Raw genomic sequence first — 14045 nt, 5'->3', positions numbered from 1 at the left:
CCTCGCGGCGGGGCCGGGCGAAGCAGCCCATGACCCAACGAACCTTGGCCGTCACTTACTGTAGCCATTCGGGGGTGTCGTCGGAGCCGGATTCCCTTGATGTCGACAACCGCAGCGCCGTCGATCTTGTAGCTATCGCAAATGGAAATCGATTTCCTTCACGATGGCTACAAGATCGACGGGGTCCGGGCGCGGGCTAGCGGCTCCCGTAGCCGTAGCCGCCTTGGCCGTACGGCGGCGGGGGCGGGTTGTCCGGGTCCTGCTCCGGCCGGCCCGGGTAGGGCGGCCATTCGCCGGGGGCGGGCTCGTAGCGGGACGGGCCGGCCGGCGGGTAGCCGCCGTACTGGTCCCCCGGCGGGTAGCCGCCGTACTGGTCCGCCGGCGGGTAGCCGCCGTACTGGTCCGCCGGCGGGTAGTCGCCGAGCACGTCGGCGTATCCGGGGTAGGGCTGCGGGGCGCCGGGCGCCTGCTGGGAGGCGCCGATACCCGGATAGCCGTTCGCGGGTGCCGGGCCGGGGGCTGGGGGCGGGGCGCCGTAGGGCCCGCTGTCGTAGCCCTCGGGCGCGTGCGGGCCGCCGGGACCGCCGTAGGGTGGCTGGGCCTCGTAGCCCGGCCGCGGGTGCATGCCGGGCGGTTCCCCCGTGGCGCCGCCCCACGGCTGCTGCTGGTCCCAGGGCCCCTGCTGCCGGCCGGTGTAGCCGTAGCCGGGCTCCGGGCCGCTCGGGAGCGGGCCGTTCGGCGACGGGCCGTTCGGGGACGGGCCGGCCTGGCGGCCGTGGTGGGGCGGGGCGCCGTAGCCGCCGCTGTCGTAGGGGCCGGTGTCGTAGGGCTCGCGTGCGAATGAGCCGGTGCCGTACGACGGCGGCGCCGCCTCGAAGCCGCTCGTCGGCGTCGGGGGGTTCGGCGGCGCGGCGGGCCGCTGGTGCGCACCGGTGTCCAAGCTCGACCAGATCGGCGATCCGGCCTCGGGGCCCGCGGGACCGGCCCCCGGGGCGGGGTTGAACGCGGGGTCGGTGAGGGGGTCGCCGCCGCCCGGACCGCCGCGCCCGCCGGTGTCGTAGGAGCTGCGGGAGGGCCGGCTGTAGGACCCCGTGTCATAGGGCGACGCGGGCCCCGGGTCGTAGGCGGCCCGGTTGTAGGAGCCGGTGTCGTAGGCCGAGGAGCCCGCGGGCGCCTCGTAGCCCGGACGGCTGTGCGTACCGGTGTCGTAGGAGGAGCGGCCCGGCGGCCCGGTTTCGTAGGAGGGCCGGTTGAGCGAGCCCGTGTCGTAGGCCGAAGGGCCTCCCGCGGAGCCGACGGGGTCGGGGCGGCCGCGGGCGCCGGTGTCGTAGGAGGAGCGGCTCGGCGGTCCGGTGTCGTAGGAGGGCCGGTTGAGCGAGCCCGTGTCGTAGGACCCGCTGTCGTAGGAGGAGGGAGCGGGTGAGGAGCCCGCGTAGCCCGGGCCGCCGCGGGTTAGGGGCCCCGAATCGTAAGTGGGCGAGGGGCCCGGAGCCGGCGCCGAAGCGCCGCGGCTCAGCCGTGAGGGGCCGCTGAGGGGGTCGTGCGCGAAGGGGCCGGTGTCGCGGGGCGAGGGCCGGGACTGGTCGGCGCCGCCCGGCGACGGGGAGCCCGCCAGCGGGTCGGGGGAGGTCCCCTGGGCCCACGGCCGGGCGGGAGAGGAGGGCGCGGGGCCGCCGAGGGGGTCGTCGAGGGTGTCGCGGGTCTCCGGGCGGCTGCGGCCGCCCGCCGGCCCGCGTTCACCGGCCGGCGCCCCCGGGCGTTCGGGGGCCTGCGGCGCGGGGGTACTCGGGCGTTCCGGCTCCCGTGCGGCGGGGCTGTCCCGGCCGGGGTCGCGTCCGGGTTCCTCGCCGGCAGCCGCGCCCTGGCCCAGGCTCGCCAGCATCCGCAGGCCGGAGTCGTCGCCCGCGGGCTCCTGCCCCTGACCTGCCGGGGGCAGCGCCTCGGGGGCTTCGCGGCCGCGTCGGTCGCGGGCGGCGCCCTCGACCGCCGGCGCGCGGCCGGGCCCGGTGTCGGCGGAGCGTGCCGGTGCGGGGGGCTCGTCGTCGACGACCGCTGCCATCGCCTCGGTCGACTCCGCCCGGGTGTCGCGGCGGCCGGGTCCGGAGGCCGATCCGGAGAAGGGCCGCTCTTCGTCGGCGAAATCGGGGTCGTCGCCGGAGAGGCTGGACCAGAAGTCGTTGTCCGCGAAGTCGTCGCTGTCGTCGCGGGCCGAGGAGCGGCCTCGGCGCGAGCGGGAAGACCGGGCGGGTTCCGGATCGGGTCGCGGGCGGCGCTCGCGCGAGCGCCCGCGCCCGCGACCGCGCCCCCGAGGCTCGGGTTCGTCCGCGGGCTCCTCGCGGTCGTCGCCCTCCGCGTAGCCGTCGTCGTACTCGGGCTCGTCATAGCCGTCGTCGGCGTTGCTGACGTTGAGCGCCCGCATGCCCAGAAGGATCAGCATCAGGACGATGAGGACCACGATTACGGCGATGATCGCGATTAGCGCAATGGTCACGGTGAATGCACCACCCTAGGGCCCGCGGCCTGGTAGACGTCATGGCTGCCGCCAGCGGGGGCGACCGGGTCGGCCGGTGGCCAAGCGCGCGGAGAGGGCGCTCGGCGCACCGCCGCCGGGCCTGCGCCTCGCGGGCGTCGGCGGTGCGGGTGAACCGCGGTCCGTCGGGGGACCCCCGTTGCCATGGGCTGCTCGGCGCGGACCGCGGGACGTCCGGGGGCGCCGCCGCGAGCGCGGCCGGGCGCGGGCGCCGCGCCCGTGCGCGGGTCTCGGCCGCGCCGGTTACACGATTCGGTCATGAGGTAATCAACGGGGGGCACGGTCCCACTTTATGCATAGATGCGGCATGAGTGCAGAGGGCGACGGACGTTGCTGTCGCGTACATGCGGTGCGCACGCAGGATGCAGCGCCTGTTTCCCGGCCGCGCGCCCTGAACGGGTTCTGTGTCGGCGCTCACTGGCCGCTGGAGACGGTGAGGGAACCGCGCGACACCGCGCGTGCGGCGATCGCGCCCAGCGCCTCCTCCAGAGAGGCGTCCTCCGCCAGGTCCAGCTCGCTGTCGAGGGCGTAGAGGGTGAAGCGGACCTCGTCGGCGCCGTCCTCGGAGCGGCACGGCGGGTCGTAGGCGGTCTCGCCCTCGGTGTTGCGGCCCTGCTCTCCCGGGTGGGGAACCGTGTTCTGGCGCAGCTCGGCGGTCTGCGGGTCGAGGCCGAAGAGCACCCAGAAGACGGTGGCCTCCTCAGGGGCGTCCACGACCAGCGCCAAGGACTCGGTGACGCCCTCGTCGGGCAGCCCCGACCACTGGAGCGCGGGTGAGACCCCTTCGCCCCGGCAGGTGTAGAGATTGGGCATGGGCTCGCCCGCCTGCATCATCGTGCTGGTCAGGTTGATGTTGTCGTCGAGCTCCGTCTCGGTGCCCGAGGCCAGGTTCCCGCACCCCGCTGTCGCGGCCAGCACGGCACCGCCAGCGGCGGCGAGCCGCACTCCGGCGCGGCGCGGTCGTGGTGAACGGCGGTCGTCCGAGAACATGGGGCTCCTGCGAAACTCTTCCGACGGGACTCTCCCGGTGCCGGGCGCCACTGCCAACGGGGCGGAGCCGAACTGTGGCCGCACGGCACGGCATACCCGAACCATACTGCGGACGGAGCGGCGATTGGTTCGCCGGGCGCGGCGGCGGGGCACGCCGTGCACGGGATCCTCCGACGGCGAACGCGCGGATTCCACAGAATCGGTAAACCTGTTGAAGTCCTGCTGCGGGAATCGGCAATCATGGAGCCGTGCGGTTCTGCATCCTCGGTCCACTCGCGGTGTACAGCGCTGACGGCGCGGCACTGCCCATCGGCGGCGCGCGTCTGCGCCGCCTGCTCGTGCTGCTCCTGCTCACACCCGGCCGCACCGTTGCCGGCGAGCGCCTCGTTCGCGGCGTGTGGGGCGGCGAACCCGCACCCGAGAACGCGGGCAACGCGCTTCAGGCGCTGGCCTCCCGGCTGCGCCGCGCCCTGGGCGACTCGGCGCCGCTGCACGGCGACCCTGCGGGCTACCGCCTCGACGTCGACCCCGCCTGCGTCGACCTGCACCGCTTCGACGAGCTGGCCCGGCGCGCCCGCGGCGCCCGCGCCGATGGCGACCCGCAGACCGCCGAAGCCCTGCTGGGCGAGGCGCTGGCGCTGTGGCGCGGCCCGGCGCTGTCGGACCTGTCCGGGAGCGGCGGCGCCGACGACGTCGCCGTACGCTTGGCCGAGTCGCGCCGCAGCGTCCTGCTGGAGCGCCTGACCCTGCTGCTGAACGCCGGCCGCCACGACGACGCGCTGCCTGAAATCGAGGAGCTGGCCGCGCGCGAGCCCCACGACGAGCGACCCGTCGAACTGCTCGTCCGCGCCCTGTCCGCGGCGGGCCGCCAGGCCGACGCGCTGGCGGCCTACGACCGGTTGCGCCACGCGCTCGCCGAGGATCTGGGCATGGACCCGTCACCGCACATGCAGCGGCTGCACGTCCGACTGCTGCGCGGCGAGCTCCACGCAGGCGAGCCCGCTCCGGCGCGCGCCGGGCGGCCCGTGCCCCCGCCGCCCGCCCGCGCGCAGCCCTCGCCACCCGCCCCGCGCCCGGTCAAGCGGCTCCCGCACACCCTGACCAGCTTCGTCGCCCGCGAGGACGAGGTCGACCGCGTCGGCGCGCTGCTCGCCGGTGAGCGCCTGGTCACCCTCATCGGCCCCGGCGGCGCCGGAAAGACCCGACTGTCCATCGAGGCCGGCTCCCGTTTCGTCGAAGAGCGCACCGCCTCGTCCGCGGGCGGTGTCTGGTTCGTCGGGCTCGCGCCCCTGCGCGACGGAGCCGACATCCCCCACGCGCTGGTGAGCGCTCTCGGGCTGAACGAGAACGCGGCCATGTCGCTCTCGGGCGCCCCCACCGGCACCGGGGACCTCCTCGACCGCGTGGTCGACTTCGTCGGCGAACGCGAGATCCTGCTGATCCTGGACAACTGCGAGCATCTGGTCGCCGAGACCGCGGAGGCCGCCGAACAGCTGCTCGCCAGGTGCGCCCGGCTGCGCCTGCTCGCCACCAGCCGCGAACCGCTGGGGATCGCGGGCGAGCGGCTGCTGGCCGTCCCCTCCCTCGCCCTCCCACCCGAGACCACCGGGGCCGCCGACGCAGGCGACTACGCCTCGGTGCGGCTGTTCTCCGAACGCGCCCGCGCCGTCGACCCCGCGTTCACCGTCGACGAGAACAACGCCGAGCACGTCGTGCGCATCTGCCGCGAGCTCGACGGCCTGCCGCTGGCCCTGGAACTGGCCGCGGCCCGGCTGCGAGCGATGCCGCCGGCGCACCTGGCGGCGAGGCTGTCCGACCGTTTCCGGCTGCTCACCAACGGCAACCGCTTCGCGCTGCCGCAGCACCAGACCCTGCAGGCGGTCGTCGACTGGAGCTGGGAGCTGCTCGATGGCGCCGAGCGCACCCTGCTGCGGCGCCTGTCGGTCTTCGCTGGCGGAGCCGCCCTCGAGGCCGTCGAGCACGTCTGCTCCAACGGCCTCGACGACGGCCGCGACGTATGGTCGGTGCTGTTCGCCTTGGTCGACAAGTCCCTGGTCACCGCCGAGGTCGGCGAGGACGGCGAGGGCCAGCCGCGCTACCGGATGCTGGAGACCGTGCGCGCTTACGGGGCCCAGCGCCTCGCCGAAAGCGGCGAGGAACCCGCGGTGCGCCGTGCGCACGCCGATTACACCCTCGGCCTGTGGAGCCGCGCCGACCCCTACCTGCGCCGCACCGAGCAGCTGCTGTGGCTTTCCCAGCTGCGCCTGGAGCACGACAACCTCACCGCCGCTCTGCGCTGGGCGATCGACGTCGGCGACCCTGCCCGTGCACTCGACCTGCTGCTCGCGTCCTGCTGGTACTGGCAGATGGGCAACGCCTGGAGTGACCTGGTGCGCTGGTGCGGCGAGCTGCTGCGGGCCGTCGGCGAGCACCCGCCCGAGGGCCGCACCCTCGCCTACGCCCACTGCTTGGCCATCCACTCGCTGGGTGCCGACTTCACCGGGCCGGGGACCTCCACCAAGGGACTGCTGCGCGCCGAGGAGGTCATGGTCGAGCTGGGCGACCCGCCCGAGAACCACCCCGGGCTGCTGCTGGTCCTGATGCTGCTGGGCATGCTCGGCTACGACCGCGAGGAGCGCATCGCCCGCCTGAGCGCCACCGCCGCCGACCACCCCGACCCGTGGATGCGGGCCGGCGCGCAGCTGTTCGGCGGACTGCTGTGCCTGCACGACGGCCGCGGCTGCGACGGCCGCGGCCGCGTCCTCGCCGCCCTGGAGAGGTTCCGCGCGATCGGGGACCGGTGGGGCACCGCGCACGCGCTGACCGTGGCCGCGGGCCTCTACCACCTCACCGACCTCGACCGCGAGATGGAGTTGCTGTCCGAGGGCGAAGGGCTGGCCGTCGAGATCGGCCTGAACGGGCTGCGTGCCCAGTTCAAGATCCGCCAGGCGCTGTGTCTGGCCGGACGCGGGCGGATCGAGTCCGCGCGCCGCGAGCTCGACGCGACCCGCCCGCTGGCGGAGGAGAGCGACACACGGCTGTTCCGCAGGATGGGCGAGGCCGAGGTCGACCACGCCGCCGGCGACCCGGCCGCGGCCTACGAGAAAGCCCTGTCGCTGACCGGCGAGATCGCCGCGATGAACGCGGTGGTGCGCGGACACATCGAACCGGCGTGGCTGGCACTGCGCAGCCGCACGGCGATGGCCCTCGGCGACCGCGCCGCCGCGCTCGCCGACGCCGCGGCCGCCTGGCAGGCGATCGCGCCCCACGCGGCCGGGATGCCCTGCGCCGACATTCTGGAGCAGCTGACCGAGGTGCTGGTCGCGGAGTGGCCAGAGCGTGCCGCCGTCGCGCTCGGCCGGGCCCGGTCGGTGCGCGGCCTGCCAAACGAGGCCGACCCCGCGATCGTGCGCGTCCGCGCCTACGCCCGCCGCCGCCTGGGCCACGCCGGGTTCGAGCGCGCCTTCGCCTCGGGCGCCGAATCCCACCCGGCCGTGGTGACCGCGTGGATCGACGACTGGCTGGGTGCGCAGGGCGGGGGGCGCCCCGGCGGCGGCACCGCGCCCGAGTGACCGCCGCCCGGCGGTGCCGCACCGTCCGTCCTACGGCGCCGCGACCGGCCGAGCAGCGGTCGGTCTCGCGGTTGCGGCCGCGGTCGGCCGGCCGCGGTACCGGCAGCCTCAGCCGAACAGGCCGCGGCGCTTGAGCATCGACTCCACGGTCTCGGCCAGCATCGGCGCCCAGTCGCCGGGCTGATCGGCCTGGGCGTGCTCGATCCGGAACTTGGCGAAGCGGTCCTGGCTCTCGGTGAACAGGCCGCCGCGCTTGTCGACCTCGATGACGACGTCGACGCCCTGCTCGTCGGCGACGAACGACAGCTCCATCTCGTTCATCCGGCCGCGGAACTGCGGAGCCGCCTTGAACTCCAGCTCCTGGTACATCGGGAACTCCTGGCGGGTGCCCGCCAGGCGGCCCTGCTCGATGTCGGTCTTGGCCAGCCTGAAACCGAGCCGGTGCGCCGCCTCCAGCACCCGGTCCTGTGCCGGCAGCGGGTGGATCCGCACCGGGTCGAGGTCGCCCTTGTCGGGCTGGCCGCCGATCACCACGTCGGTGCTCAGGCCGAGCGTGGCACGGGGAAGAGGGCCTCCGCCCGCGTCGGTCAGCGGGCTCTGCAAGGAGACCGGATAGGTGAAGGGGATCCGCCTGTTCTCGCCCGCACCCAGGCGGAAGGCGCCGCTGACGACGACGCGGGAGAACTCCCGCGTGACCTCGCCCTCGGAGTCGCCGATCTCCACCTGCACCCGAGCGGCGAGCGACACCGCGATCTCGTCGATGTCGGCGTCGACCTCGCCGCCCGCCAGGTCGATGTGGCCTTCAAGCTGCCGGCCGGGCCGAGCCTGCGCCTGCGTGACGACGGTGTCGATGCTCGGGCCGCCGATGCCGATCGCGGCGAGAATGCGCTTGAAGCCCATGGTGTCCTTCCGTTCAGGGGTGGAGCCGCCACCGTGCAGCGGGCGACAGGGGAATCGAGATCGTTCCTCCAGGGGCTTCGATGCGCGTTCGCGGTCGGCGGTTCCCGTCCTGCTGTCTGGATCCCGCAGCTGCCGACCGGGCGGCCCCCGGGCGCGGCCCCGCCGGTCGATGCGCGTCGGCCCCGACCGTGCGGACGAGCGCGTGCGCCCCGCGCGGGGCGCACGCGCAGGCGGGCCTCAGGCCCGGCGCCGGTAGGCGCGGGTGGCAAGCGGGAAGAACACGGCGGTGATCGCGGCGATCCACCCCAGGACCCACAGCAGCGACTCCCCGGCGGGCTGGCCGCCGAGCAGCTCGCGCATCGCGTCGATGACGTGGGTGACCGGGTTGACCTCGGCGAAGGTCTGCATAAACCCGGGCATCCGGTCGGTGGGCACGAACGCCGAGCTGCCGAAGGTCAGCGGGAACATCCAAACGGACCCGAAGATGTTCACTGCCATGGGCGTGCGCAGCAGCATTCCCATGAACGCCGACAGCCAGCACAGCGCGAACGCGAAGGCCATGACCACCGCGGTGGCCGCCAGTACGCCCAGCACGCCGCCCTCGGGGCGGTAGCCGATCGCCACCGCCACCAGTAGCACCATGACCACGGTGAGCAGGTAGCGGACCAGGTCGCCCAGGATGGCGCCGATCAGCGGCGCCGAGCGCGCCACGGGCAGCGACCGGAACCGGTCGAAGATCCCCTTCTCGATGTCGGTGTTCAGCGCCACGCCCGTGCCGATCGTGGCGAAGATGACCGACTGGGCGATGATCCCCGGCGTGATCAGGTCGCGGTAGGCCTGCCAGTCGCCCATCATCGCTTCGCCGAAGACGAAGACGAACAGTGCGACGAACATCAGCGGCATGAACGTCAGCCCGAGGACCTCCTCGGGGTTGCGCTTGATCTTCAGCAGGCTGCGCCAGGTCAGCAGCGCGCCGTGCTGAGCCGCCGACAGCGGCGTGATCCGCAGCGTGACGACGGGCGCGGCGGTCGTGCCCCCGGCCGGCTCGGCCGTGTCCACGGCGCTCATGCGTGCGTCCTCTCGGTCTGCTCGACGCCGGCGGCGCCGTCGTCGGTGGGAGCGGTCTCGGCGGTGCGCCCGGTCAGCGCCAGGAACACCTCGTCCAGGCTGGGCCTGCGCAGGGTCAGCTCGGAGACCGCGATGCCCTGGTCGTCGAGGCGGCGCACCACCTCGGGCATGACGGCGGTGTCGGTGACCGACGCGTTGGCCGCGCCCTCGCTGGTGCGGATCTCCGAGCCGGTGACGGCCTCGACGATGCGCCCGACCTGCTCCACGCGGTCCGCCTCCAGCGGCCGCACCTGCAGCACCTGGGCGCCCGCCCGCGCCTTCAGCTCGTCGGGGGTCCCCCTGCTGATGACCTGTCCGCGGTCCAGCACCGCGATGTCGTCGGCGAGCCGGTCGGCCTCCTCCAGATACTGGGTGGTCAGCAGCACGGTGACGCCCTCGCCGACCAGTGAGCGAACCACGTCCCACAGCTCGTTGCGGCTGTGGGGGTCGAGCCCGGTCGTGGGCTCGTCCAGGTAGAGCAGCGACGGGCGCCCCACGAGGCTCGCGGCGAGGTCGAGGCGGCGCCGCATTCCCCCGGAGTAGGTCTTGGTCGGGCGGTCGGCGGCGAAGGCGAGGGCGAAGCGCTCCATCAGCTCGGCGGCGCGCGCCCGGGCCGCGGCGCGCGAAAAGCCCAGCAGCCGGGCGATCAGAACGAGGTTCTGGGTCCCGGTCAGGTCCTCGTCGACCGCCGCGTACTGGCCGGTGAGCCCGATCTGGCGGCGTACCTGGTGCGGTTCGCGGACGACGTCGTAGCCGCCGACGAGGGCGTGCCCGGAGTCGGGACGCAGAAGTGTCGACAGGATGCGCACGGTCGTCGTCTTGCCGGAGCCGTTGGGCCCCAGCACACCGAGCACGGCTCCGGTGCGCGCGGTCAGGTCGACCCCGTCGAGGGCGGTCTGCCCCTTGAACGTCTTGACCAGACCTTCCGCCCGGATGGCGTCAGTCATCGTTCCTCCCCGTTTCCGTCCATGCCGCCAGTCTCGGGCCGGGTACTGACAAACCGCTGACAAGTGCCCGCACCTGCTGACAAGCGGCCGACAGGCCGGCCCGACGCGACCGTGCCCGTTCCAACACCGCAACAGCCCCGAGGGTTCCCGGTCGGCCGGAGGCGGTCGGCACTCGAACGCGTGCCGCGGGGCGTGTGACCGGCGCAACGCCCCGCCCCCTAGACTCGGTGCCGTGGCGACGACGACGCGGTTGAGACCTCCGACCCACCGGGTGTCCCGGCGATCGGTGCGGATGTGGACGCTGGAGGGCGCGATCTCCGCCGCGGTGCTGTTGATCCTGCTGAGCGCCGCCGCGTGGGGCCTGAGGTTCGCGGCATGGGACTGGGTGCCGGAATGGCTTCTGCGCTACGCCTGGTGGCTGCCCGTCGTCTACGCCGCCTACTCCGCCGTCCGCGTCCCGCTCGTGCCCCAGTGGCGCTACCGCGTGCACCGCTGGGAGATCACCGCCGACGTCGTCTACACCCGCACCGGCTGGTTCAGCCGCAAGTGGCAACTGGTCCCGGTCAGCCGCATCCAGACCGTCGACCACCGCCAGCGCTGGATGGAGCGGATGTTCCGCGTGGCGACACTGGAGGTGCAGACCGCCTCGCACGCCGGATCCTCCACCATCGAAGGGCTCGACGCCGACGAGACCCGGCGCATCTCCGAGGAGCTGGCCGCGCGCGCCGCCGAGCTGCGCGACGACGCCACGTGAGCCCGCGTCCGCAGCGGGGCGGCTCCGCGGCTCGCCGCCCTCGCGGGGCTGCCCGAGGAGGCAGATGAGCGAGAACGGCAGGTCCGACCGGCAGTCGCCGAGCCCCGGCGGCCCCGACCGCGCCGGCGCCGACGATCGGCCCGGGGCGGACGCCCGAGCCGGCACCGGCGCAGGCGGTGGGTGGGCCGCGGCCCCGGAGGCGCCGGAGATCCCCGAGGGCTCCGCAGCGGGCCCGGACGCAGCCGCGCCCGAGGCCGAGCCCGCCTACCGCCTCAGCCCGCTGACCCTGGTCACCGCGCCGCTGAACTACCTGCGCAACTACCTGGTCCCCGTCCTGGTCGCGCTGATCGCCGGTACCTACAGCTTCAACCCCTGGATGCTGGGCGGCGCCGCCGCGGCGGTCGCCACGATGCTCCTCAGCGGACTTTTCACCTGGTACACGGTGCGCTACCAGGTCGGCGCCGAACGGCTGGAGATCCGGCGCGGCCTGATCGGCCGCTCGCACCGCTCCATACCGCTCGAGCGCATCCGCGGCGTCGACATCAGCGCCCACCTCCTCCACCGCGCGCTCGGACTGGCCGTCGTCAAGATCGAGGCCGCCGCCGGGGGAGAGGGCAGCGAGGAGGGCAAGCTCGACGCCGTCACAGCGCCGGAGGCGGAGCGGCTGCGCCGCGTCCTGCTGCGCCGTCGCGCCTACCTGCGCGGCGACTCCGGCGTGCAGCGGGCCGAAGGCGCCGACGACGCCCCGGCCCGGGTAGCGGCCGAGGGCGAGGAGCCCGACACCGAGGTCTACTTCACCGTCCCGGCGAGCTGGTACCTCTACTCCGTACTCAGCCTGGGCTACCTGCTGACGCCGTTCGTCGCCCTGGCCACGCTGGTCGGAGTCCTCGGCCAAGGGCTGGGCGGGGGGGCCGCGGAGCGGGCCGGCGATCTCGCCGTCGGGATCTACGAGCGCGCAAGCGAGATGGCCGTGTCCCTGCTGGTCGCCGGGGCTGTGCTGGCGGCCCTGTTGCTGCTGCTGGCCATGCCGCTGTTCGCGGTGGTCTCCTACACGGTGACGCACTGGCGGTTCACCCTGCGCCGGCGCGGCGACGCGCTCATCGCCGAGCGCGGGATGCTGACCCGGCAGAGCGTGACCCTGGAGAGGCGCCGCATCCGCGGCCATGAGTTGGCGGACAACCCGCTTGAGCGGACGCGATCGGCGGTGCGCCTGCGCGCCATCGTCACCGGACTGGGCCAGGCCGCCACCCGTGCCATGCTGATGCCGATCGGTCCGCGCAGCCGGGTCGAGGAGGTCGTCGAGCGCGCGCTCTCACCCTTCCGCGGCCGGCTCGCACGCCACCCGCGCGCGGCGCTGGGACGGCGGCTGTTCCGGGCGGTGACACCCTTCGCGGTCGCGGCCGCCGCGTCCGCGCTGCTGGCACCGCCGTGGGTCGCCGGGGTGTTCGCGCTGCTGGCGCTGCTGGGCGTACCGCTGGGGATCGACCGCTACCGCTCGCTGGGCCACGGCGACGACGGCCGCCAGGTGAGCGTGCGGTCGGGGTCGCTGAGGCGTGTGCAGGCCGTCGTGGTGCGCGACGCCATCATCGGCTGGACCTGGAAGCAGACGCTGTTTCAGCGCCGGGTCGGATTGGCGGACCTGGAGCTGTCGGTGGGCGCGGGCAGCGGCGGCTACTCCGCGATCGACGTCGGCTTCGCGGAGTCGGCGGGCTTCGCACACGTAGTCACTCCGGAGATGGTGCGGCCGTTCCTCGAAGGAGCCGGTCCGGTCGCACCGGCGGTCGGAGACGGCGCGGGGCCGGACGCGGGTGAAGCGGACGGCGGCGGGGAGCGGAGCGCGGAGGAACAGAGCTGACCGCGGTCGGCGCGCGGCACTCGCAGGCGCTGCCGGGTGCCCGCCGGGGGCGGACACCGGCAGGCGCTCGCTCAATCCGACTTCTTGGACCCGAACATGATCTCGTCCCACGAGGGCACCGATGCGCGGCGGCCGCGGCCCTTGCGGCGCGGCGAAGAGCCGCCGCCGGGACTCCCCGTCCCGGCGGCCGCGGCCGAGACCGGCGGCTCCTGGTGGCGGGCCGGCGCATGGTCCTGGCGTTCGTCCTGTTCGGCGGAGGGAGCGGGTTCGGCAGCGCGCGCGGGTCCCGACGCCTGGCCCTGCGCCGCGGGGGGCTCGGCGTCGAGCACCGACGCGCGCCCGGCGGCTGGGCGCTCAGCGCGCTCGGGCCGACCGGGGTGTTCGGGCTCGCCGGCCGAGGCCGCAGTGGTCTCGGCGGGCGGCTCCGGTGCGGGTGCGCGACGCTCTTCGCGCCGCTGCGGCGCAGTGGGCTCGGGCGGGGCGGCACGCTCCCCGGGGATCACATCGTCGGTCGTGATGCGGGCGCGGCCCGCCGCGGGCCGCCGCGGTGCGGCCGGAGGCGCCGGTGCGGGCGGGTCCTCCTCGCGCGGCGGGTCGGTGGGCAGAGGGGCTTCCCGACGGCCGGGTTCGGGCTGCGCAGGTTCGGGACGCGCGGGCTCGGACCGCAGCGGCTCGGGACGCACGGGCTCGGGCGCGTGCCCCTGGCGCCGCGGCACGAACGGCGTCACGTTCGCGCTGCCGGGCCCCAGGTCCAGGGGCTCGTCCGCCTCGCGGGTGAGGAAGCGCATCGCCTCGTCGTCGGCCGGGGTGACCGAGCGGCGGCGCGGCTCGTAGACCCAGTGGGCCACGCGCTCTTCGCCGGTCACCAGGAAGACGAGCTTGAGCTGCCAGGTGTTGTCCTCGCGCTTCCAGGAGTCCCACGCCGCGTCGCCGGTCTCCAACTGATGGGCGCCGATGCGATCGGTGATCAGGTCGCCCAGGGTCGGCCCGGGCGCGGTCTCGCCTTGGCGGCGGACCGATGCCCGCTGCGCCTGCTGGGCCACGTACTCGCGCTCCTGGAGCACGGGGCTCTCGAACCAGCGGACACGCTCGATCGGGATCCCGGAGAGGTCCGAGATCGCCTCGGCTGTCTCACCCGAGCGGATCCGGGCCTGGATTTCCTTGGGGCGCAACGGATTCTCCACTTCGATCTCGTACTGGCCGAGCCGGGAGAACTGGCCGCGCACGGCAGCGCGGAGACGGTCGTCGACGGGCAGCATGAAACGGGTCCCACGACCGGCACTCGCCAATACCAGGTAAGTGCCGTCCTCGCTGACGGCGGCGAGGCGAAGCTCTTGCATCGCCCTCCCTTTCGCGTCCGTCGAGGGCAGGTCCTCGGCCATCCCCCACG

9 protein-coding genes are annotated in these 14045 nt (G+C 74.5%); 3 read left to right on the top strand and 6 right to left on the bottom strand.

What is annotated here, in order from left to right:
* Positions 1-196 precede the first annotated feature (196 nt).
* Both RM446_RS12825 and RM446_RS12820 read right to left on the bottom strand, forming a co-directional pair.
* Entirely contained in the window at positions 197-2491 is a 2295-nt protein-coding gene (locus RM446_RS12825) for a hypothetical protein (protein ID WP_311545484.1), read from the bottom strand.
* A 453-nt stretch (positions 2492-2944) separates the two neighbouring features.
* A complete protein-coding gene (locus RM446_RS12820; protein ID WP_311545483.1) occupies positions 2945-3520 on the bottom strand; it encodes a YbhB/YbcL family Raf kinase inhibitor-like protein in 576 nt (191 codons plus the stop codon).
* Positions 3521-3768: 248 nt separating this feature from the next.
* On the opposite strand from RM446_RS12820, the gene RM446_RS12815 reads away from it, so the two are divergent.
* Positions 3769-7092, top strand: coding sequence for a BTAD domain-containing putative transcriptional regulator (locus tag RM446_RS12815; protein WP_311545482.1), 3324 nt, complete (start codon positions 3769-3771; stop codon positions 7090-7092).
* Between the two features lie 108 nt (positions 7093-7200).
* On the opposite strand, the gene RM446_RS12810 is transcribed toward RM446_RS12815, so the two are convergent.
* The 3 genes from RM446_RS12810 to RM446_RS12800 all read right to left on the bottom strand — a co-directional run bounded on the left by RM446_RS12810 (position 7201) and on the right by RM446_RS12800 (position 10046).
* Entirely contained in the window at positions 7201-7992 is a 792-nt protein-coding gene (locus RM446_RS12810) for a sporulation protein (protein ID WP_311545481.1), read from the bottom strand.
* Between the two features lie 237 nt (positions 7993-8229).
* A complete protein-coding gene (locus RM446_RS12805) occupies positions 8230-9060 on the bottom strand; it encodes an ABC transporter permease (RefSeq protein ID WP_311545480.1) in 831 nt (276 codons plus the stop codon).
* The gene (locus RM446_RS12800; protein ID WP_311545479.1) at positions 9057-10046 is read right to left on the bottom strand and encodes an ATP-binding cassette domain-containing protein; all 990 of its coding nucleotides are present in this window, start codon (positions 10044-10046) and stop codon (positions 9057-9059) included. Before RM446_RS12800 ends, RM446_RS12805 begins: the two co-directional genes overlap by 4 nt.
* 232 nt (positions 10047-10278) lie before the next feature.
* Between RM446_RS12800 and RM446_RS12795 the strand changes: the two genes are divergently transcribed.
* Both RM446_RS12795 and RM446_RS12790 read left to right on the top strand, forming a co-directional pair.
* A complete protein-coding gene (locus tag RM446_RS12795) occupies positions 10279-10800 on the top strand; it encodes a PH domain-containing protein (protein ID WP_398695077.1) in 522 nt (173 codons plus the stop codon).
* Positions 10801-10864: 64 nt separating this feature from the next.
* Complete coding sequence (locus tag RM446_RS12790) at positions 10865-12655, top strand: PH domain-containing protein (RefSeq protein ID WP_311545478.1); 1791 nt, start codon at positions 10865-10867, stop codon at positions 12653-12655.
* 71 nt (positions 12656-12726) lie between these two features.
* Here RM446_RS12790 and sepH read toward each other — a convergent pair whose 3' ends face one another.
* Positions 12727-13995, bottom strand: coding sequence for a septation protein SepH (gene sepH / locus RM446_RS12785; protein WP_311545477.1), 1269 nt, complete (start codon positions 13993-13995; stop codon positions 12727-12729).
* Positions 13996-14045 lie beyond the last annotated feature (50 nt).

Origin of the sequence: Streptomonospora wellingtoniae (assembly GCF_031845375.1) — a bacterium.
Lineage (GTDB): Bacteria > Actinomycetota > Actinomycetes > Streptosporangiales > Streptosporangiaceae > Streptomonospora > Streptomonospora wellingtoniae.
Note: the sequence above shows the minus strand (reverse complement) of the source record. Positions and strands in the feature narration are given on the sequence as shown.

Coding starts and splice junctions, on each gene's coding strand:
- RM446_RS12820 (WP_311545483.1), bottom strand. CDS start 3,520: ATGTTCTCGGACGACCGCCGTTCACCACGACCGCGCCGCGCCGGAGTG.
- RM446_RS12810 (WP_311545481.1), bottom strand. CDS start 7,992: ATGGGCTTCAAGCGCATTCTCGCCGCGATCGGCATCGGCGGCCCGAGC.
- RM446_RS12805 (WP_311545480.1), bottom strand. CDS start 9,060: ATGAGCGCCGTGGACACGGCCGAGCCGGCCGGGGGCACGACCGCCGCG.
- RM446_RS12800 (WP_311545479.1), bottom strand. CDS start 10,046: ATGACTGACGCCATCCGGGCGGAAGGTCTGGTCAAGACGTTCAAGGGG.
- RM446_RS12790 (WP_311545478.1), top strand. CDS start 10,865: ATGAGCGAGAACGGCAGGTCCGACCGGCAGTCGCCGAGCCCCGGCGGC.
- sepH (WP_311545477.1), bottom strand. CDS start 13,995: ATGCAAGAGCTTCGCCTCGCCGCCGTCAGCGAGGACGGCACTTACCTG.